A 19,080-nucleotide genomic window follows, 5' to 3' on the forward strand; every position below is an offset into this window, starting at 1 on the left:
TGCCGGTTGTGCCATGTGCGCGCCCTCACGTCACCCCTGCTTCCGTCCACCAGAAGTCAGGAGCTGTGAGGGCTCCCGGGTCAGCGCGGCACGAGCCGCCGGCCGCTTCCCTGCCTCGGCTCAGCGGTGCTGCCGGCGACTGCCCCCGTGCCAGTCCTCCTGCTGGCCGGCGGCGCCGGCGGACACACCGAAGGAGGGCAGCTGGGGCCGCTCCCGCAGGCTCCGCTTGAGCTCGGCGAAACCGGGGAAGCTCGCCAGGCCGACCACGTGGTCCCACAGCGCGACGGCCTCCTCCTCCGAGGGCAGCCGGCTGATGACCGGGCCGAAGAAGGCGACGCCCTCCGGCGGCTGGAAGTGCAGGATCGGGGTGCCGACGTCCTTGCCGGTCAGCGCGAGCGCCTCGTCGGTCTCGGCGCGCAGCTCCGCATCCCAGGACTCGTCGTCCAGGGCGGTGGCCAGCTCGGCGGGCAGGCCCAGGTCGGCGAGCACCGGGGCGAGGAACTCCCGGGTGCCCCGCCGCCCCGGGTCCTCACCCTCGGTGGGGGCGGTCTCGAAGACCTGCCGGCCCAGGGCCTCGTACAGGTCGCCCACCACGTCCGGGCCGTGCTCGGCCCGGACCCTGGCCGCCACGCGCAGCAGCCGCAGCCCCGCGGTGTGCCCGGCCTCGTACTCCGGCGGGAACTGGGCGGCGTAGTCGACGTGGGCGTTGATCAACCGCAGCGAGATGAACCGCCACTCGACCCGGTGGTCGCGCTGGGCGCTGACCATCCGGACCCACTTGCTGGTCATCCAGGCGAAGGGACACACCGGGTCGAAGTAGAAGCGAAGATCGGCCATCTCCCGACCGTAGCCCCGCAGCAGCGCGCCCACCCGGGGACGGCGACCCGCCCGGATCACTCGGAGGGGGCGGCCCGGGGGGGCCGGTGGTGCAGGCTCCTGCCCGGATCGCCGATGCACGCGGTGACATGGAGAGCGGCAGGTGGGCGGGGTGACGGCGTACCGACGGGTCCCGGCCCGGGTCGGGTTGTTGGCGCTGCTGTACGGGACGGGCGGGCTGTTCTGCGTGGCCGGCGCGCTGCGACCGATGCACCCCGAGACGCCGGTTGTCCTCACCGGGGTGCTGGCCGCCGTCGGGATCGGTGGTGCTGCGGCGCTCCTCGCGCGCGGCGACCGACTGTCACAGGCCGGCGGGCACACCGCCCTGGCCGGCGTCTCGCTGCTGGTGGCCCTCCTGGCCTCGCGGTCGGTCACCGCCGTCGGCATCGTCGGACTCGGCCCGGTGCTCATCGCGATCGGGCTCTACGCGGCACACTTCTGCTCCCTGCCCGCGGCCCGGGCCCACGCCGGGCTGGCGGTCGGCACGGCGAGCCTCGGCGCTGCCGTCGCCCTCCCCTCGGCCGCGGCGCTCCCGTGGCTGATGACCGCGGTCAGCGCCCTGGTCCTCACCGAGGCACACGCCCGGCTCAACCAGGCCCTGCGCACCGCCGCGGCCACCGATCCGCTCACCGGCCTGGCCAACCGCCGGTCCTGGGAGGCCGAGGCCGGCCGGAGCCTGGCGCGGGCACTGCGCAGCGACGAACCGCTGACGGTCGCCGTCCTGGACCTCGACGACTTCAAGGCGGTCAACGACCGCGACGGGCACGGCGCCGGCGACCGGTTGCTGCAGCAGGTGGCCGACCACTGGCAGGCGCGGCTGCGCACCGCCGACCTGCTCGGCCGGTACGGCGGCGACGAGTTCGTGCTGTGCCTGCCCGCCACCGACGCCCCGGGCGCCCAGGAGCTCCTCGCACGCCTGGACGGCGGCCCGATCGGCTGGTCGGTGGGGACGGCGACCGCCCGCGCCGGCGACTCGCTGGCCGTCCTGCTGCAGCGCGCCGACGCCGAGCTGTACGCGGGCAAGCGACGCCGCCGGACGGCAGGTCGCCCCGACGACGGCAGCTGAACCGGCTCAGTCGTCGGCGCCCGCGAGCTGCTCCACCCGCGCCGCGGCCCGGTCCCGGATCGCCGCGGCGGTGTGCGCGCGGCGGGCGGCGGCGTCCCGCCGGTGCTCGGCCGCCCCCACCGCACCGGCCGCCTCGTCGGCCCGCCGCTCGGCCCGGCGGAGCTGCTCGGCCAGCTCGGCGACCCGCTCCTGGAGCTCGTCGCGTCGTCCCGCTGCCTCGACCAGTTGCTGTTCGGCCGTCTGCACCGCGGCGTCGGCGTCCCGGGCCACCCGGGCGGCCCCCTCGGCGTCCCGCCGGGCCTGCTCCACTTCACGACGGCGGCGCTCCTCAGCCTCCCGGCGCCGCTCCTCCTCCTGTCGCCGCGCCTCCTCCCGCCTCCGCTCCGCCGTCGCGGTGTCCGCTCCCGTCCGGGCCTCCCGTCGCCGGACCGGGGCAGGGCCCGGGGTCGAGGTCGGTCCGCCGGAGCGGACGGGGGTCGCCACCGCGCCGCTCAGGTCGACCGGCCCGAGGCCGCTGTAGGACAGCGCCGTGGTCAGCCGGCCGGCTCGCAGCGCCGTCCCGGCGTCGGGATCGGCGATCGCGGCCCGCAGCGTGCTCTCCACCTGCTCGGCGACCGCACTGCTGACGTCGTGCCCCTCCCGGTGCGCCACCGCCCGTGCCTCGCGCGCCAGCGCGGCCACCACCTGGTTGCGCTGGCGGCCCAGCGCGCGCAGCTGGTCGGCGGAGAGGTCGGCCTGGGCCTGCCGGAGCAGGTCGCCGAGCTCGAGCAGCTGGTCGACCTCCCCGGGCCGGCGCCGGGCCAGCAGGTTGCACACCCAGGCCGCCGTCGTCGGCTTGGGCAATGCGGCGACCGACTTCGCCAGCGCCTTGTCCCCGGCGGCCCGGGCCCGGTCCCGAGCGGCGGTGCGGGCGGCGATGAACTCCTCCGGCGCGACGGCGTAGAGCTCCTCGGCGAAGGCGTGCAGGCCGTCGTCGTCCAGCTCGGGCACCCCCTCTGCGCGCTCAGGGGCGGCGCCAGTCGTCCGACGTCAGGTCGGAGCCGGCTTGCGGGCCCATCTGCATCATGCCGCCGTCGACGGCCCAGGACGCACCGGTGACGTAGCCGGCGGCGTCGGAGGCGAGGAACGCCACCACGGCGGCGACCTCGCGGGCATCGCCGGGGCGGGGCACCGGGATGCCCGGCCGGCGCTTGTCCGGTGCGGTCGGGTCCTCGTCCTCCTGTCCGGTCATCGCCGTGGCGATCTCCCCGGGGGCGACGGCGTTGACGGTGATGCCGTACTCACCCAGCTCGAGGGCGGCGACCCGGGTCAGCAGACCGAGCCCGCCCTTGGCCGCGCTGTAGGCGGCGTTGCCCACCCGCGGCAGGTGCTCGTGCACGCTCGTGATGTTGATGATCCGGCCCCCTCGGCCGGCATCGACCATCCGGCGGGCGGCGCGCTGCAGGCAGAGGAACGCGCCGTCGAGGTCGGTGGCGAGCACGGTGCGCCAGGTCTCCCAGTCGGTGTCCAGGACGGTGGACATGTGCCCGGTGCCGGCGTCGTTGACCAGCACGTCGAGGCCGCCGAGCGCGTCTGCCAGGTCGTCGACGACGGCGGCGGCACCGGGCAGCCGGGTGAGGTCCGGTGCCGCAGCTCGGCGCGCCGGCCGGCCTCGCGGACCAGCTCGACGGTCTTCTCGCCCATGGCGCGGTCGCGGTACCAGGTGACGCCGACGTCGCAGCCCTGTTCGGCCAGGGCCACGGCGATCGCCTGGCCCATGCCCGACTCCGACCCGGTGACGACGGCGACGCGTGACTGCCGGCTGCTCTGGCTCATGGGCGGCCGCTACCCGCTCCCCACGGTCCGGATGCACCGGAGACTTGTTCTAGTCCGTATAGAACAGTTAGATTGCCGGCGTGCTGGTGCGCATCGACCCCGACTCCCCTGCACCGCTGCACGCGCAGATCTCCGCGGCCGTGCGGCGGGGCATCGCCGTGGGCGAGATCGCCCCGGGTGAGCGCCTGCCCGGCGCCCGCGACCTGGCGGCTGCGCTCGGGGTCAACCTGCACACGGTGCTGCGGGGCTACCAGGAGCTGCGGGCCGAGGGCCTGGTCGAGCTGCGCCGCGGCCGCGGCGCCCAGGTGCGCCCGGACGCCGCGCCGGCGGTCGCCGCGCTCCGCCAGGCGGTGCACGCCCTGGTCGACGAGGCACGGCGCCTCGGGCTCAGCACCGCCGAGGTCACCGAGATGGTCAGAGAGGCGATGGCATGAGCGAGCACATGAACACCCCCACTGGACGGAGCCCGTTCCGCCGGGCCCGTGAGGTCGCGGCCGTGGCGCTGCCGCTGGGTGTCTGGGCCGCCGGGGCGGCCCTGGTGGCCGCCTGGCGGCCGGAGCTGCCGACGCCGGTCGCGGTGCACTGGGGCGCCGGCGGCGAGGCCGACGGCTTCGCCGACCCGCTGCGCGCGGTGCTCCTCACCGGCGTGGTCCCCGTGCTCGGTTCGCTGGTCACCGGCCTGGTGCTGCGCGCCCGGCGCGTCGCCGCACAGGAGCGCCGACTGGTCGCCGGTTCGGCGACCGGGATCTCCGTCTTCTGCGTCGGGCTCGCCGTGGGCAGCATCGCCGGGCAGCGCGGCCTGGCCGACCCCGCGGCGGCCCCCTCCCCCATGCTGGCCGCGCTCGTCGCCGGTCTGCTCGCCGTCCTCGGCGGGGTGGCCGCCGCCCGACTGCTGCCCGCCCCGCCGCGCGGCGCCGCCCGGGCGTCCAGCGCCCCGCCGGAGACCGCGCCCCGGCTGCCCGTCGCCGAGGGCGAGCGGGCCGTCTGGTCCCGCCGGGCGACGATGGGTCCTCCCGCCCTCGCCGCACTCGGCGTCGGCGGACTGGTGCTCGGCGGACTGGTGCTCATCGGCACTGCCCCCGCCCCGCTGCTGCTGGCCCCGGCAGTGCTGCTCGGCGTCGGCCTGCTGTTCGGTTCCGTCCGGGTGTGGGTCGACGAGCGCGGGCTGACGGTGCGCTCCCCACTGGGGCGGCCGTCCTGGCAGGTGCCGCTCGCCGACGTCGCCGAGGCCACCGTCGTCGACGTCCGGCCGATGCGGGAGTTCGGCGGCTGGGGCTACCGGGTGGGCCGGGACGGGCGCCGGGGCGTGGTGCTTCGCCGGGGCGAGGCGCTCGAGGTGGTCCAGGGCGACGGACGGCGCTTCACCGTCACCGTGCCGGGCGCCGATCAGGGCGCCGCGCTCCTCAACACCCTCGCCACCCGGCAGCACAGCTGACCCGACCGGCCGGGCACCACGCCGGGCACCGTGCCCAGCTGGTGGGAGACGCGGGGGGCCCGGCCGGCGCCTCCTGGTGAACGCGGGTCAGCCGGCGACGGCGCGGGCGAAGCGCTGCGACCACTCCGCGAGCCGCACGCGCAGCTCGTCCGGGGCGACCACGGTGAACTCCGCCCGGACGGCGCCCAACACCAGGGCGGGCCAGTCCAGGTCGTCGGTCTCCAGGTGCAGCCGGCAGCGGTCCGGACCCTCGTCGGTGACCCGCACCCACCGGCCGACCCGGTCGCGGACGACCGCCGCCGGGGCCTCGACCACCGCCTCCACGACGGTCGGCCTGCGGAACTGGTCCATGCCGGCCCGGACGAACGCGGCGGCGTCCTCGGCCGGCAGCGGTCGCGGCGCGAACCGGGACCCAGTGCCCCGCGGCCCGGACATCCGGTCCAGCCGGAAGGTGCGCCAGTCACCCCGGGAGGGGTCGTAGGCGACGAGGTACCAGCGGCGGCCCAGCGGCACGAGCCGGTGCGGCTCCACCAGCCGGTCCGCCGGTGGTCTCCCGGCCGCGGTGTAGACGAACTCCAGCCGCTCGGTCTCCCGGCAGGCCTGGGCGGCCGCCACCAGCACGCCCGGGTCGACCGCGGGGCCACCGTCGGACCAGGGCGGGGCGGGCACGGTCATCGCCCGCAGCGCCTCCACCCGACGGCGCAGCCGGGCGGGCAGCACCGGCACCACCTTCGTCAGGGCCCGCACCGAGGCCTCGGCCATCCCAGCGCCCGCCCCGGCCGCCGCGGCCTGCAGCCCCACGGTGAGCGCCACCGCCTCGTCGTCGTCGAGCACCAGCGGCGGCAGCGCGGCCCCGGCGGCCAACCGGTAGCCGCCGTCGACCCCGGGGCGCGCCTCCACCGGGTAGCCGAGCTCGCGCAGCCGGTCCACGTCCCGGCGCAGGGTGCGCAGCGAGACGCCCAACCGGCCGGCCAGGTCGGCGCCGGCCCAGTCGCGTCGGCCCTGCATCAGCGACAGCAGGCGCAGCGCACGGGACGTGGGGTCGACCATGCCCTCAGACTGCCATCGATCGCGGACAGGATCTGGCACCGATGCCCGGCAGCATCGTCGGTACGAGATCCCATCGACGAGAGGGCACACCGATGACCACCACCGAGACCACCACCCCCACCCCTGTGACCGGCGAACGGGCCGACCTCCTCGAGTCGCTCACCAAGCACCGCTGGTTCCTGGCGCACACGGTGCAGGGACTGACCGACGAGCAGGCCCGGCTGCGGCCCACCGTCAGCGAGCTGACCCTGGGCGGCCTGCTCAAGCACGTCACCGCCATGGAACGGATGTGGGCGGAGTTCATGGTGACCGGCCCGGCCACCTTCCCGGCGTTCGACGAGTCGACGGCGGAGGAGTGGGCCGCGGAGTTCGTCATGGGCCCGGACGAGACGCTGGCCGGCCTGCTCGCCGACCAGGCCGCGGTGGCGCAGCGCACCGACGAGCTGGTCCGGACCCTGCCGAGCCTGGACGTCGCGCACGAACTGCCGCCGGCGCCGTGGTTCGAGCCGGGCGCCCGGTGGTCCGCCCGGCGGGTGGTGCTGCACGTGATCGCCGAGATCGCCCAGCACGCCGGCCACGCGGACGTCCTGCGCGAGACGATCGACGGCCAGAAGTCGATGGGCTGAACCCGGACCGGCGCAGCCGGTCGATTCGCGGGCCGGCGGACGGGGAGCTGCGCACCGACGTGCTCCCCGGCCGCGCGGTGCGCTCGGGCCGGGTCCGGCCGGTCACGGAACGGCCGCGATGGAGGCCGGCGGCGGCTGACCGGGCCCGTGGACGGGTAGGGACACCGGGTGACCCGCATCCGCGGCGCGCTCGTCGCCGTCGTCCTGACCGTGCTGTCCGGCACCACCGGCTGCGTCGTCGCCTCCACCTCGTCCGGGTCCGGCCCCCTGATCGCCTCCGCACCGGAACCGCAGTCGGCGCCAGCCGGGGGCCCGGAGGCGTCGGCCGAGGAGCAGGTCGCCCGGGCGGTGTTCGACCGGGTGAACGCCGAGCGGGAGGCCCGCGGGCTGGAACCGGTGGCCTGGAACGACGCACTGGCCGCGGTCGGCCGCGACTGGAGCGCGGAGATGGCCGACACCGGCGAGTTCCAGCACCAGGACATCCATGCGCTGGTGCAGGGCGACGAGCTCTCCGGGTTCCGCGCCGTGGGCGAGAACATCTTCTCCGCAACCGGCCCGGTGCCGGCCGGGACGATCCACGCCGGCTGGATGCGTTCGGACGGCCACCGGGCCAACGTCCTCAACCCCGGCTGGGACCGGCTCGGGGTGGGCGTCTTCTGCGCCCCCGACGGCTCGGTGTGGGCCACCCAGGAGTTCGGCCGGACGGCGGGTTCGGAGCGACCGGCGGTCGCCACCACCACTCCTCCGGCCGAGCCGATCACCCGCCCGGACGACGACGGCCCGACCTGCTGACGCCACCACCCGCCGGGATTGACGACGGCCTGCATCCGGGTACGGCCCTCGTCGACCACCCAGCCTGCCTCACGCTCCAGGCCGAGGAGCGGACGATCGGGGACCGCCCCCGGCGACCCTGTCCGGCCAGGAACCGGCTGGGCAGCACCAACATCCGGGCACCGGTAGGCCACGACCGCGTCATTGCTGGGATCGTGTCTCCTGCCGGTGGCACCGCACCTTCCGGTGAGGTGCCGGCCGGCGCCGCACCGGGCACTGCACCGGCAGCGAACGGAAGGGACGTGATCGTGCCGAGCACGGGAGCCAGGAGCGCACGATGATCCGACTGTCCAGGAACATCACCCGCCCAGCTCAGCCGCCGATGACCGCCCGACCGGCCGGTACGCCAGCGACCGGCGGAGCCCCAGCGACCGGCGGCCCACCGGCGACCGGCGACGCACCGCGGGTTGACGGCGTCCCCGTGGTCAACGGCGCGTCGGCCGCCGGCGGCACGACCGAGACCCGGCCCGCGCCGACACCAGCAGTCCCCACAGCCTCGACCCCCTCCCCCCGCACCCCCGGCTTCCCCGGCACCCTGGACCCGGTACGGATCAGCGCGGTGCCGCCCTGGGCGCTGCGCGTGATGGCCGTGGGCGGGGCGACGCTGGCGGGGGCGGCCGTCGTCTGGCTGGGGTTCTGGCTGCTGTTCCGGCTGCCCATGCTCACCTTCGCAGTGGCCGTCGCGATCCTGCTCACCGCGATCAGCGCACCGGTCGCCGGACGGCTGCGCCGGGTCGGCGCACCGGCGTCGCTGGCCGCACTGGCGGCCGTGCTGCTGCTGGTGGGTGTACTGACCGGCATCGGCTTCCTGATCGGCTTCCGGGCGGCCGCCACGCTGCAGGACCTGACCCGGCCGCTGGCCGCCGGCATCGACCGCATCCGCGTCTGGGCGATCGAAGGCCCGCTGCAGTTGGACCCGGAGCAGGTCGCCGACGTCCGCAACGACATCGTCACCCGGCTCTACGAGGCCACTCCCAGCCCCGGTGCGGGGGCCCAGCTCGGCCTGGTCGCGCTGGGCGCACTGGTGCTGATCGTGTTCCTGGTCTTCTTCCTGCTCAAGGACGGCGCCCAGATGTGGGCCTGGGCGCTGGCCCGGGTGCCGGAACGGACCAGGGGGCGAATGGACGGTGCCGGGCTCGCGGCCTGGGACACGTTGGCCGGCTACGTGCGCGGCGTGATCATCGTGGCGCTGATCGACGCCGTCGGCATCGGCCTGGCGCTGCTGCTGCTGGGCGTGCCGCTGTGGTTGTCGTTGACGTTGCTGACCTTCGTCGGTGCGTTCGTCCCGATCGTCGGTGCGACCGTCAGCGGCGCGGTGGCCGTGCTGGTCACCCTGGTCACCAACGGGGTGCCCGACGCGGTCATCGTGCTCGTCGTCGTGCTGGTGGTCCAGCAGGTCGAGGGGAACGTCCTGCAACCGCTGATCATGGGCCGGGCGGTCCGGCTGCACCCGATCGTCATCCTGCTGGGGGTCACCGCCGGGGGACTGATCGCCGGCATACCCGGCGCCCTGCTCGCGGTCCCGATGCTGGCGGTGACCTACCGCGTGGTGGAGCACCTGCGGACGCATCCGGCGCCCGCCGAGCACCCCGAGGGGGCGGCTCACCCGCTCCCGGCCAGCACTCCCCCGGGCTGACCCACCGGCCGCTACCGGCACCGAACCTGCCAGACCGCAGCACGTCCGGTAAGCCCCATTAGTCGACGGCCGCCTCCTCGAGCAGCTCGACCTGGTCGGCGGCGATGGCGATCTGCTCCGCCTCCCCGGTGAAGAAGGCCTCCGGGTCGTCGAAGATCACCGACGGGGCGATCCCGAAGTCCCGCTCGAAGGTCTCCCGGTCCACCGCCGTCGCCGTCCCGGAGACCCGGACGACGTCCTGGACCTCCAGCGGCTGTACCGGGGTCGCCGACACCACCGCGACGGCCCGCCCGGACCCGGTCGAGACGCGGAACGCGGTCCCGATGTCGGTGGTGGCGATCAGGCCGACGACCTCGGCCCGGATGGACACGTTCTCCCCCTCGGTGAACTGCGGAGTCGCCTCCGCAGGCGGTGAGGTCTCCGGGGCCTCGGTGTCCGGCGCAGCGGGATCGGCCGTCGGGTCGGTCGCGCCGTCGGCCTCCAGCGCCTCGACCCGCCGCTCCAGCGCGCTGACGTCGTCCCGCACGTCCTCGAGCTCCTCGGCCGTGACCTCGGGCTGCAACGGATCGGGGTCCTGCCCGCAGCCGACGAGCCCCGCCGAGGCGAGGAGCACCACGCCGAGTGGGAGGGCGCGACGCCGCCAGCCGGGAACCGGCCCACTCGGCACGCGATGGTGGTCTCTGGTCATCTCACTCCTCTGCTCCCCGCTGGCCGCCCGGCGCCGGGGGCCTCCGGGTCGGTCGCCGTCGCCGTCGCCCTACCCGGTCAGGGCAGCGTGTAGGCCGCCGGACGGATCTCCAGCCTGCCGTCCGTGGGATCCGCGGAGAACAGCAGGGCCCCTGACTGCCGGCTGCCCGGGGCGAGGTAGGAGAACGTGGCGGTCGCCTGCTGGACCTCGGTGCCGTCGCGGGAGAGCACGCCGGTCACCTCGACCTGTTCAGCGGTCTGGCCGCCCTCGTTGACCACCTCGACGGGCACCGCCCAACCGCCCTCCACCTGCTGGGCCTCCGCCGCCGCGACCGACAGCTGGGGACGTCCGTCGCGCACGACGACGGCCTGGTGGGCGAGGAAGGCGAGCACCAGGAGGACCACCACGGCCCCGAGGGCGCCGAGCAGGTACTCGCCGCGGCTGGTGTCGCTGTCGGGGGTCCCGGTCTCGTCCCGGTCCGCGGCGTCGCTCACGTCGTCCTCACAGGATCAGCCGGGCGGCCGCCGCACCCAGGCTCGCCGGCAGAGCCAGGACGACGGCCTCGGTGACGACCATGGCCGGACCCACCCCGTCGAACCGGCCGAAGGTCCACAGCAGGAAGGCCGAGACGGCAAGCGCGATCACGTAGCCGATGACGGTCAGGGTGAGGAACGAGTGGAGCACCCCGCCGACGGCCGCCTCCTGTCCCCGGAACCCGACCCAGTACACGAAGCCGTGCGTCAGGGCCAGGCACAGGACGACGAGGGCCACCGGGTGCCAGGCGCCCATCTTGGCTGCGAGCAGCACGACCTCCTCGGTGGGCGCGATGTTGGCCGCGAAGACGACCGCACCCGCCGCCATCAGGAGCAGCTCGCCGCCGTAGGTGGAGGTCGGGGTCCGCCGGCCGCCGACGCCCAGCTGGCTGCGCGCGAACGACGCACCGACGGCGGCCGGGAGCATCGCCAGGCTGATGACCGACAGGGAGTCCTGCCAGCCCTGCACGGGCCTGATCACCGCGAGCACCCCGAGAACCAGCGCCGTCGCCACCGCGGCCATCACGAACGCCACGCCCGCGTCGGCCAGGGAGCCGGGCCAGCCGACCCCGGGCATCCCGGCGCCGAAGTGGTGGGAGAGGAAGACGACGAGCAGCACGGTCGCCGCCAGGAGGAGGCCGAGGCGGTACCTCGGGATGGTCAGCCCGAGCTCCCAGATCTCCATGGTCATCAGCAGCGGGAGCGCGAACAGCAGTGCACCGCCGAAGGCACGGCCGCTGCTCTTGGCCAGCAGGTGTTCGTCCTCGGTCTGCGGTGGCGCCTGCTGGTCACCCCGATCCACCACGCGGCCAACGTAGTCGGGCGCCCCCGGTGGTGAGGCCTGGGGGACGACCGAGCCGGGCCCGGGAGACGGTGTCGTGCACGCCACGGTGGCGCACCCGGACTGCGGCGGCGACCACGGGGCCAGACCGCCCGGGCGATCCCACCGACGGGTCGCCTCACCGCGTCGACGGGCGCGACCGCCGCACGGCGCCGCACACCGGCGCGCGTCCCGCTCTGCCCCGCCGGGACGGTCCTCGAGTCGGCGACGAGCTCCCCCGCGGCGGGGACTACTCGACCGGTTCCGCCGTCGGGTCGACCGGTGCCATGGTGTCCTCCACCGGGTTGATGTCCTCGTTCTCGGCTTCACCGCCCCCGCAACCGGTCGCGGTGACGCTGACCGCGCCCGCCATCAGGATCGGGACGAGGAGACGGCGGAAGCCGCCCTGCGGGCCGGGACGGTGCGTGTGCATGGCTGCCTCCGGGACGTGACCGGTCTGGGTCCCGGGACCTACCCGCCCACCGATGAGCCCATGCTCGCCGCGGCGGGATGACGGTTCCCGCGCCGACGACGGGAGTCGTGAGTTCCCGGTCGTGAGTTCCACGAGGGGCGAGGCGGAAGGCCCTCGTCGTGATGGTCGATGGAACACCGAGAGGCGCGGCCATCGCTGAGCTGCCGGGCGTACCCGGACCGTGCCGGGGTACCGCGTGGGAGACCGCGACCCCGGCACAGGGCCGACCCTGACGAGGGGAGATGGCAGCGTGGCCCAGCAGTTGACCCAGGACGAGGTGCTGCGGCACCTGAGCGATGTGGACTACCCGGCCGGCAAGGACGACCTGCTGGCGGCCACCCAGCAGAAGGGCGCCACCGCGGAGGTGCTGCGGGCGATCCCGGCCATCCCGCCGGTCGACTACCGCAACGAGGGCGAGGTCGGATCGTCGCTGCGGGTGGACGACGGCCCCGGACCGGTGCGAGGGCAGGCCGCCGAACAGGCCCGCTACGACAGCAAGCCGGGCATCGCGCAGCCCTCGCGCGATCCTCACCAGGATCGCGTGGCCGGGAAGGCTCGCACGGGGGTCTCGTGCACCAGGCTGGGCTCGCTGTTCATCAGCCGGTGCAGGGACGCGCGCGTCTCCTCCGCGTCGAGGCCGGCCCGGCTGGCGATGTCCTGCAGATGCGGCGCCGAGCTGGCGTCCTCCAGCTCGGCCACCACCCGGTACACCCTGGCGTCGTTCCCGGACAGGTCCTCCACGCGCAGGGACGTTCCTCCTCGAGGTTGCTGTGTGGACGCCTCGTCGGTACCCGGTCGCTGCGGCGGGACCCGGTGGCTTGCCCTCTCCCCCGGGCGGGCTCACGACCGAGGTCCGGTCGCGACGCGGGTCGCCCTTGCGCGTGTCGGCAGGTGACACGGGGAAAGGCGAGGCCCATCGCTGGACCTCACCTCGCGCCGCCACTGCCGCTGCGCACGATCCCCGGGGAGTCCGTGCACGGTTCGCGCTGCCCGCACCGGCCGAGCGACCCGCACGCCGAGCACAGCCGCCCGCTGGGCGCTGCGCGGAACCGACGCGGGTGACTTCCAGGGGCCGAGTCAGAAGGCCGACGTGCTCAGCCCGGTGGCACCCAGCCAGGCCCGCAGCCAGATCATCAGCGCGTCCCACCAGCCGGTCAGCAGGAGGATCCCCAGGGCGATCATCAGGCCTCCGCCGATCCGCATGACCACAGGCGCGTGCCGGCGGGCCAGGGCGGACAACGCCAGGGCGCGCCGGGCGCCGAGGGCGACCAGGACGAAGGGGACGCCCAGCCCCAGGCAGTAGGCGAGGGCGAGGACGGCGCCACGGCCGGCCGAGGCCTGGGTGTAGGCGAGGGTGTTCACCGCGGCGAGCGTCGGGCCCAGGCAGGGCGTCCACCCGAGGCCGAACACGACGCCGAGGACGGGGGCGCCGGCCAGGCCGGCCGGCGGCCGGTGGTGGACGCGGCGTTCGCGCATCAGCCAGGGGATCGCGCCGAGGAAGGACAGGCCCATCGCGATCACGACGACGCCGGCGACCCGGGTGAGCACCGGGGACCACTCGAGCAGCAGCCGGCCCAGGCCGCCGAAGAGGGCGCCGAAGGAGACGAATACCGCGCTGAACCCGGCGATGAACAGGAGGGACCCGGCCAGCACCCGGCCACGGCCGGCGGCTGCCGGGGCCGCCGTCGGGGTGGGGATGGCGCCGGCCTCAGCGGAGCAGCCGGCTGACGTCGCACCGGCAGCCCCGCCACCGGCGACCTGCGGAACTCGGGCGGCACCAGCAGTGACCTGCGAGCCGGCGAGCCCGGCGACGTAGCTGACGTAGCCGGGGATCAGCGGCAGACAGCAGGGCGAGGCGAAACTGATCAGCCCGACCAGCGCGGCCACGGCGATGGCCACCAGCAGCGGGCCGTCGGTGACGATGCCGGCGAAGGTCGCTGCGAGCTCGCTCACGGCTGGTCCTCGGCGAGCAGTCGCTCGACGGCGATCCGCAGGTCCTCGCCGCGGACCTGGCCGGTGTAGACGGCGGCGACCCGGCCGTCGCGGTCGAGCAGGATGGTGGACGGCACCACGTTGGCCGGGAACCCGCGGAAGGCCATCGCCACCTCACCGCGCGGATCGAACACCGACGGGTAGGCCACCCCCAGCCGCTCGACGAAGGCGATGGCCAGTTGCCGCTGGTCCTTGACGTCGACGCCGAGGAACTGCGCGCCGCGGTCGGTGACGTCGGCGTGCACGGCCTGGAACTCCGGGGTCTCCACCCGGCACGGCACGCACCAGGATCCCCAGAAGTTGATCACGACGACGTCCCCGGTCAGCGACGAGGAGTCGAACGCGGTGCCGTCGAGCAGCTCACCGGAGAAGGCCGGGGCCGGTGCCCGCTGGTCCTCGGCGATGACCGTCGCCGCCGGCGTGGGCTCGGTGAACTCGAACTCGCGGGCGGCGCCGGCGGTGTCGTCGCCGCCGGTGGCGCAGCCGGCCAGCGCCACTGCGGCGGCGCCACCGGCGGCCAGCAGCAGGGTCCGGCGGCTGAACGGCCGGCTCATCGGCGTGCCGCCGGGGTGGGACGCGACCGGCGGCGGCTGGCTGTGCGACTGAGCTGCTCCCTCTCCACATCGCTACTATGACAGCTAGGAGCAGCCATCTACTATCGGGTGTAGTGGCTCCGTCGCGGCGCCGCACGACCCCCGTGGAGGCACCGATGTCGGAGCTGCTGTACCTGCTGGTCCTGCTGGCCTGTCCGGTCGGCATGGGCGCGATGATGTGGTGGATGAGCCGCAGTCACGGATCGGCGCCGCAGCCGAACGAGGACGACCACGCCGAGCTCGCCGGGCTGCGTGCCGAGGTCGACGAGCTGCGCGCCGAACGATCGACCACCGACAGCCACCCGGGGCGGGCCGAGCGGAGCCGATGAGCGCTTCCCTGCGCCGACTCTGATCCTGGCGGGGGCCTGGCCGCCACCTGTCTGCGCCGCCTGCGGCCCATGCCCGCCGAGGCTGCCGCCGTACTCGGCGGCGGACGACGACATGACGCGGCAGCTGCACCAGGCGGCGGTGTTCGGGTCGACCCATCCGCAACTGTGGTCAGCGCTGCCGGTTGCCGTGGGAGTGGCCCTGCTGGCGATCGGGCCGCTGCGGGACCGGCCGCCTGCGGGGTGCCGGCAGTGATGAGGTGACGCCGGGCCGACCCACAGACAGGGACGTCGTCCACTACCACCACTAGTACTGTGTCGGGAAGCTCGCTTCGGCCGGCGGGTTGGTGTGGCTGACCGGGTCGCCCAGCGGCGCGGTGGAGATGAGGAGGTGGCGGGTGCGCCCGTTCGGTGACCTGGAAGCCGTCGTCATGGACGTGCTGTGGCGACGCGCAGCAGCGACCACCGTCCGTGAGGTGCTCGCCGAGCTGACCCCGTCCCGCCCGCTCGCCTACACCACCGTGATGACGGTCATGGACAACCTGCACCGCAAGGGCGCCCTGAGCCGGGAGATGGAAGGGCGGGCCTGGCGGTACCGCGCCACCCGCAGCCGAGCGGAGCACTCCGCGGCGATGCTCCAGGACGTGCTGAGCGCGGCCGGGGACCGCGACGAGGTGCTCATGCACTTCGTCGCCGACCTCGACGCCGACGCGGTGGCCAGCCTGCGGACCGCGGTCGAAGCGGCCCGGCAGGCACAGAGCTCGTGACCACCACCGTCGCACTGCTGGGCTTCGCCACGGCGCTGGTGGTACTGGCGCCACGGGCGATCGGTGCCGGCTGGGCCGACCGGTCTCCGCGGCTGGCGGTCGCCGCCTGGCAGGCGGCTTCCGCCGGTGTGCTCGCGTCCGTGGTGCTCGCCGGCCTGGCGCTGCTGGTGCCGGCCGGTGCGGTCGCCGGTGGCCTGGCGTCGATCCTCGATGCCTGCGCGGCGACCATCGCCGCCGTCTACCGCTCCCCCGGGCAGCTGGCCGCGGTGCTCGCCGGCGTCGTGCTGTCGGGCGGGGTGTCCCTTCGCCTGGGCTGGGTCGCCGCCCGCAGCCGTCTGCGCGACCAGCGGGAGCGGCGCCGCCTGCGCGCGGGAATCCTGACCGGTGCTCGCCCCGAGCAGTCGCTGGGGGCGGTGGTGCTGGAGTCCGACCACGCGGCCGCCTTCTGCCTGCCCGGACGGCGGCGCACCGTCGTGGTGACGACCGCAGCTCTGGACACGTTGTCCGCCGACGAGCTCGCCGCCGTCCTGGCCCACGAGCGGTGCCATCTGCGCGGCCGTCACCACCTGGCCGTCGGCGCTGCCCGAGTCCTCGACCGGGCGTTCCCGAGGGTGCCCCTCTTCTCCCGGGGCCGTGCGGAGACCGAACGACTGGTCGAACTGCTGGCCGACGACGCCGCAGCCCGGCAGGTTAACCGGGTGGAGGTCGCCTCCGCCCTGGTCACCCTCGCCGACATGCGGGCCCCCGCCCCGACACTGGCCGCCGCCCAGGGGGCCGGCGTGCACCGGGTGACACGGTTGCTCCGGCCGGCCGCCCCCCTCGGCGCCGTACAGCGGATCGTCGCGGCAACGGCGACGGTGCTGGTGGTGGCCGGGCCGGTCGCGCTGGCCGCTTGGCCGCTGGCCTCCGCGGTTGCCAGCGGGTTGTGCGTCCTGCCCGGAACTGGCTGGGTCTGACCCGCTCGTCGCTGGACGCACTACTATGGAGAGTAGTAACAATTCGTCCGGTTTCCTGGGGAGCTCATGCGATCGTCCGCACCGTCCACCCGACCCGCCCGCCGTGCCCGGCGGTGGGGGCTGCCCGGCGCCGCCGCGGCGGGCGCACTCGTCCTCGCCGGCTGCGGCGCGGACCCGGCCGCCGGAGGTGACGGTGAGGCGCGCGCGGACGGCGGCGAGATCACCCTGGAGCACGTGCACGGCCTCGGCGTCGACCCGGCCGACGACGGCCTGTACGCCGGCACCCACTACGGGGTGGTGCGCATCTCCCCGGACGGGGAGCTCACCCGCATCGCCGACCGGGTGCAGGACTTCATGGGCTTCACCGTCGTCGGCCCCCAGCACTACCTGGCCAGCGGCCACCCCGGCGCGGGTCAGGACGGCCCGGGCGACCTCGGTCTGATCGAGAGCACCGACGGCGGGCAGACCTGGGAGACGCTGTCGCTGGCCGGGGAGGCCGACTTCCACGCCCTGGATGCCGCCGACGGCTTGGTCTACGGCTACAGCGGCGGCCGGCTGCTGGTCAGCGAGGACGGCATCGAATGGGCCGACCGGGGGGACATGCGGATCGCCGACCTGGCCGCCGACCCGACCGATCCGCAACGAGTGCTCGCCACCACCGAGGCCGGCCTGGTGGTCAGCGAGGACGCCGGGAGGAACTTCACCGCCGTCGCCGGCGCCCCGCTGCTCGCGCTGGTCGACATCACGGCCGACGGTGGCACAGCAGCTGGCGTCGCTCCGGACGGGACGGTGTTCGTCAGCACCGACGGCGGGCGGACCTGGGAAGAGCGCGGGAGTACCGGTGGCCCGCCGGCGGCGGTGACCGTGGAGGGGGACGAGGTCTACGTGGCCGTCGAGGGCGCAGTCCTGGCCTCCACCGACGGCGGGGAGACCTTCACCGAGCTGTACCAGGAGTCCTGATGCGGGTGCGGCTGGTCGGCGGACTGCTGACCGCCGCCCTGCTGGCCGGCTGTGCCACCACTGAGCCGAGCGCCACCACGTCGAGGACCGAGCCGGCGCCCGCCGGGGAGGCTCCCCCCGCACCGGCCTGCGAGCACCTGCCCGAGGAGATCGTGCCGGCTGGCGTGGACGCCCTGCCGCCGCTCACCCTGCCTTGCCTGGGCCCTGGGCCGGACGTGGCGCTGGACCGGCTGACCGGCCGCCCGACCCTGGTCAACCTGTGGGCGACCTGGTGTGCCCCGTGCCGGGAGGAGATGCCGATGCTGCAGGACGCCCACGCTCGACACGACGAGCAGGTCCGTTTCCTGGGCGTGGACGTACAGGACGACCCCGACGCTGCCCGCTGGTTCCTCGACGAGCACGACATCGACTACCCGCACGCCGTCGACGCCGGCGGGGAGCTGCTCCGCGAGCTGGGGATGCGCGGCCTGCCGGTGACCCTCGCCCTCGATCCCGACGGCCGCGTCATCGACCGGGTGGTGGGTCAGCTGACGTCCGAGGACCTGCAGCGCCTGATCGACGCACTCCTCCGCTCCGGGGGCGCCTGAGCGGCCTCAGCCCCGCTCGACCGCCGGCGCTCCCGAGATCAGCTGTCGGCACCGGTCCGGGCGGGTGAGTGGGAGCCGGTGGTCGGCCAGTGGGTGGACCACCGACTGACGCGGAGGTCGGGTCCGAGCCGGCGCGCGGCTCTCCCGCAGGCCCAGCTGTACTGGTCGCAGTTCTCCTGCTGGTTGAACCGCAGCCGCACCGGCGCGCCGACCTGCACCCGGATGGGGTTCGGGGAGCAGCCGCCCTCCACGGCGATGTCGATGACCGGGTGCCCGGCCTCGACGTGCCAGTGCGTCGCCTCCCGGGACGCGAAGGAGCACCAGGCCAGCGTGGCCATCAGCTACGGCCACTGCCCCAGCGGGCCCCGTCGGAGCGGGCGTACTATTCCTGATAGTAGACGAGGACGATCACAACGCAGGTGAGATTGGGGAGCACATCATGGGAAAGTCCCTGCTGGTTGCAGCACTGTTCACAGGGGTGATCGCCGTTCCCGTCGGGGTGGCCCAGGCCCACTCCGACGACGAGGGCCGAACGCCGGGCGCGCCTGCTGGAATGGCGCAGATGCACGAGCTCATGGAGCAGGGCAACCCGGGCATGGCGCGGATGCACGAGCTCATGGAGGAAGGCGACCCCGCCATGACGCGGATGTGCGAGCAGATGCACGAGAGCACCGCCGATCACGCCTGATCGGTCAACCGGCCACAGACAGCGGCTGGCGACAAGGGGTGGGGCGCTCCAGGGGACGCCCTGCCGACTCGAGGGAAGGGGTGGCCCATGGGTCATGACGGCGGGATGATGGAAGACGGGATGATGGGGATGATGGGCGGCTGGATGCTGCTCTGGATCCTGGTCGGGATCGCCCTGCTGGTGGTTGCCGTCCTGGCGGCCGTCCGGCTGGTCAGGCACCACACGCCGACCCAGCCGGACGCATCCCCCAGTGCGCAGGAACTGTTGCGCCGTCGCTACGCGGCGGGCGAGATCCAACGCGAGGAGTACCTCCGCGCGCAGCGCGACCTGTCCGGGGGCTGACCGCGACCGACCGCCGCAAGT

At 74.9% G+C, this 19,080-nt stretch carries 26 protein-coding genes; 15 read left to right on the top strand and 11 right to left on the bottom strand.

Annotated elements, in window-relative coordinates:
- Positions 1-120: 120 nt before the first annotated feature.
- Complete coding sequence (locus O2W16_RS17875; protein ID WP_269160169.1) at positions 121-837, bottom strand: mycothiol-dependent nitroreductase Rv2466c family protein; 717 nt, start codon at positions 835-837, stop codon at positions 121-123.
- 151 nt (positions 838-988) lie between these two features.
- On the opposite strand from O2W16_RS17875, the gene O2W16_RS17880 reads away from it, so the two are divergent.
- Positions 989-1,942, top strand: a complete 954-nt coding sequence (locus tag O2W16_RS17880; RefSeq protein ID WP_269160170.1) for a GGDEF domain-containing protein — start codon at positions 989-991, stop codon at positions 1,940-1,942.
- A gap of 6 nt (positions 1,943-1,948) precedes the next feature.
- Here the strand turns inward: O2W16_RS17880 and O2W16_RS17885 are convergent, their stop codons facing one another.
- Complete coding sequence (locus O2W16_RS17885) at positions 1,949-2,932, bottom strand: hypothetical protein (protein WP_269160171.1); 984 nt, start codon at positions 2,930-2,932, stop codon at positions 1,949-1,951.
- Between the two features lie 13 nt (positions 2,933-2,945).
- Positions 2,946-3,644 carry an SDR family oxidoreductase gene (locus O2W16_RS17890; protein ID WP_269160282.1) on the bottom strand — a complete coding sequence of 233 codons (699 nt, stop codon included), beginning with the start codon at positions 3,642-3,644 and terminating at the stop codon, positions 2,946-2,948.
- Between O2W16_RS17890 and O2W16_RS17895 the strand changes: the two genes are divergently transcribed.
- The 3 genes from O2W16_RS17895 (at position 3,566) to O2W16_RS17905 (ending at position 5,192) form a co-directional block, all read left to right on the top strand.
- Positions 3,566-3,736 (top strand): hypothetical protein, encoded by a 171-nt coding sequence (locus O2W16_RS17895; RefSeq protein WP_269160283.1) that lies wholly within the window; start codon positions 3,566-3,568, stop codon positions 3,734-3,736. The genes O2W16_RS17890 and O2W16_RS17895 overlap by 79 nt on opposite strands.
- A gap of 101 nt (positions 3,737-3,837) precedes the next feature.
- Entirely contained in the window at positions 3,838-4,191 is a 354-nt protein-coding gene (locus O2W16_RS17900; protein ID WP_269160172.1) for a GntR family transcriptional regulator, read from the top strand.
- Positions 4,188-5,192 carry a DUF1648 domain-containing protein gene (locus O2W16_RS17905; RefSeq protein ID WP_269160173.1) on the top strand — a complete coding sequence of 335 codons (1,005 nt, stop codon included), beginning with the start codon at positions 4,188-4,190 and terminating at the stop codon, positions 5,190-5,192. Before O2W16_RS17900 ends, O2W16_RS17905 begins: the two co-directional genes overlap by 4 nt.
- A gap of 87 nt (positions 5,193-5,279) precedes the next feature.
- Here O2W16_RS17905 and O2W16_RS17910 read toward each other — a convergent pair whose 3' ends face one another.
- Positions 5,280-6,242: a helix-turn-helix transcriptional regulator gene (locus O2W16_RS17910; protein ID WP_269160174.1), complete on the bottom strand. Its 963-nt coding sequence runs from the start codon at positions 6,240-6,242 to the stop codon at positions 5,280-5,282.
- 92 nt (positions 6,243-6,334) lie between these two features.
- On the opposite strand from O2W16_RS17910, the gene O2W16_RS17915 reads away from it, so the two are divergent.
- The 3 genes from O2W16_RS17915 to O2W16_RS17925 all read left to right on the top strand — a co-directional run bounded on the left by O2W16_RS17915 (position 6,335) and on the right by O2W16_RS17925 (position 9,335).
- Positions 6,335-6,868: a DinB family protein gene (locus O2W16_RS17915; protein ID WP_269160175.1), complete on the top strand. Its 534-nt coding sequence runs from the start codon at positions 6,335-6,337 to the stop codon at positions 6,866-6,868.
- A 168-nt stretch (positions 6,869-7,036) separates the two neighbouring features.
- The gene (locus O2W16_RS17920; protein ID WP_269160176.1) at positions 7,037-7,660 is read left to right on the top strand and encodes a CAP domain-containing protein; all 624 of its coding nucleotides are present in this window, start codon (positions 7,037-7,039) and stop codon (positions 7,658-7,660) included.
- 460 nt (positions 7,661-8,120) lie between these two features.
- A complete protein-coding gene (locus O2W16_RS17925; RefSeq protein ID WP_269160177.1) occupies positions 8,121-9,335 on the top strand; it encodes an AI-2E family transporter in 1,215 nt (404 codons plus the stop codon).
- Between the two features lie 58 nt (positions 9,336-9,393).
- Here the strand turns inward: O2W16_RS17925 and O2W16_RS17930 are convergent, their stop codons facing one another.
- The 4 genes from O2W16_RS17930 to O2W16_RS17945 all read right to left on the bottom strand — a co-directional run bounded on the left by O2W16_RS17930 (position 9,394) and on the right by O2W16_RS17945 (position 11,809).
- Positions 9,394-10,023 carry a hypothetical protein gene (locus tag O2W16_RS17930; RefSeq protein WP_269160178.1) on the bottom strand — a complete coding sequence of 210 codons (630 nt, stop codon included), beginning with the start codon at positions 10,021-10,023 and terminating at the stop codon, positions 9,394-9,396.
- A 77-nt stretch (positions 10,024-10,100) separates the two neighbouring features.
- A complete protein-coding gene (locus O2W16_RS17935; protein WP_269160179.1) occupies positions 10,101-10,517 on the bottom strand; it encodes a hypothetical protein in 417 nt (138 codons plus the stop codon).
- A 7-nt stretch (positions 10,518-10,524) separates the two neighbouring features.
- Complete coding sequence (locus tag O2W16_RS17940; RefSeq protein ID WP_269160180.1) at positions 10,525-11,361, bottom strand: TIGR02587 family membrane protein; 837 nt, start codon at positions 11,359-11,361, stop codon at positions 10,525-10,527.
- 265 nt (positions 11,362-11,626) lie between these two features.
- Positions 11,627-11,809, bottom strand: a complete 183-nt coding sequence (locus tag O2W16_RS17945; RefSeq protein ID WP_269160181.1) for a hypothetical protein — start codon at positions 11,807-11,809, stop codon at positions 11,627-11,629.
- Positions 11,810-12,098: 289 nt separating this feature from the next.
- Between O2W16_RS17945 and O2W16_RS17950 the strand changes: the two genes are divergently transcribed.
- On the top strand, positions 12,099-12,743 hold the full coding sequence (locus tag O2W16_RS17950) for a DUF2795 domain-containing protein (RefSeq protein ID WP_269160182.1): 645 nt from the start codon (positions 12,099-12,101) through the stop codon (positions 12,741-12,743).
- Between the two features lie 182 nt (positions 12,744-12,925).
- Here the strand turns inward: O2W16_RS17950 and O2W16_RS17955 are convergent, their stop codons facing one another.
- Positions 12,926-13,801: a cytochrome c biogenesis CcdA family protein gene (locus O2W16_RS17955; protein ID WP_269160183.1), complete on the bottom strand. Its 876-nt coding sequence runs from the start codon at positions 13,799-13,801 to the stop codon at positions 12,926-12,928.
- Complete coding sequence (locus O2W16_RS17960; RefSeq protein WP_269160184.1) at positions 13,798-14,394, bottom strand: TlpA family protein disulfide reductase; 597 nt, start codon at positions 14,392-14,394, stop codon at positions 13,798-13,800. Before O2W16_RS17960 ends, O2W16_RS17955 begins: the two co-directional genes overlap by 4 nt.
- Before the next feature lie 155 nt (positions 14,395-14,549).
- Here O2W16_RS17960 and O2W16_RS17965 point away from each other — a divergent pair, with 155 nt between their 5' ends.
- The 5 genes from O2W16_RS17965 to O2W16_RS17985 all read left to right on the top strand — a co-directional run bounded on the left by O2W16_RS17965 (position 14,550) and on the right by O2W16_RS17985 (position 18,029).
- Positions 14,550-14,762 carry a hypothetical protein gene (locus O2W16_RS17965; RefSeq protein WP_269160185.1) on the top strand — a complete coding sequence of 71 codons (213 nt, stop codon included), beginning with the start codon at positions 14,550-14,552 and terminating at the stop codon, positions 14,760-14,762.
- A gap of 395 nt (positions 14,763-15,157) precedes the next feature.
- The gene (locus O2W16_RS17970; protein ID WP_269160186.1) at positions 15,158-15,526 is read left to right on the top strand and encodes a BlaI/MecI/CopY family transcriptional regulator; all 369 of its coding nucleotides are present in this window, start codon (positions 15,158-15,160) and stop codon (positions 15,524-15,526) included.
- Complete coding sequence (locus tag O2W16_RS17975; RefSeq protein ID WP_269160187.1) at positions 15,523-16,482, top strand: M56 family metallopeptidase; 960 nt, start codon at positions 15,523-15,525, stop codon at positions 16,480-16,482. The genes O2W16_RS17970 and O2W16_RS17975 overlap by 4 nt, the downstream gene beginning before the upstream one ends.
- 66 nt (positions 16,483-16,548) lie before the next feature.
- The gene (locus O2W16_RS17980) at positions 16,549-17,442 is read left to right on the top strand and encodes a F510_1955 family glycosylhydrolase (RefSeq protein WP_269160188.1); all 894 of its coding nucleotides are present in this window, start codon (positions 16,549-16,551) and stop codon (positions 17,440-17,442) included.
- Positions 17,442-18,029: a TlpA family protein disulfide reductase gene (locus tag O2W16_RS17985; protein WP_269160189.1), complete on the top strand. Its 588-nt coding sequence runs from the start codon at positions 17,442-17,444 to the stop codon at positions 18,027-18,029. The genes O2W16_RS17980 and O2W16_RS17985 overlap by 1 nt, the downstream gene beginning before the upstream one ends.
- Positions 18,030-18,067: 38 nt before the next feature.
- On the opposite strand, the gene O2W16_RS17990 is transcribed toward O2W16_RS17985, so the two are convergent.
- Positions 18,068-18,367, bottom strand: coding sequence for a hypothetical protein (locus tag O2W16_RS17990; protein WP_269160190.1), 300 nt, complete (start codon positions 18,365-18,367; stop codon positions 18,068-18,070).
- Positions 18,368-18,468: 101 nt separating this feature from the next.
- Here O2W16_RS17990 and O2W16_RS17995 point away from each other — a divergent pair, with 101 nt between their 5' ends.
- Positions 18,469-18,717: a hypothetical protein gene (locus tag O2W16_RS17995; RefSeq protein WP_269160191.1), complete on the top strand. Its 249-nt coding sequence runs from the start codon at positions 18,469-18,471 to the stop codon at positions 18,715-18,717.
- Between the two features lie 87 nt (positions 18,718-18,804).
- Complete coding sequence (locus O2W16_RS18000; RefSeq protein ID WP_269160192.1) at positions 18,805-19,059, top strand: hypothetical protein; 255 nt, start codon at positions 18,805-18,807, stop codon at positions 19,057-19,059.
- The last annotated feature ends 21 nt before the right edge of the window (positions 19,060-19,080 follow it).

The organism is Modestobacter sp. VKM Ac-2984 (assembly GCF_026967985.1).
Taxonomy (GTDB): domain Bacteria; phylum Actinomycetota; class Actinomycetes; order Mycobacteriales; family Geodermatophilaceae; genus Modestobacter.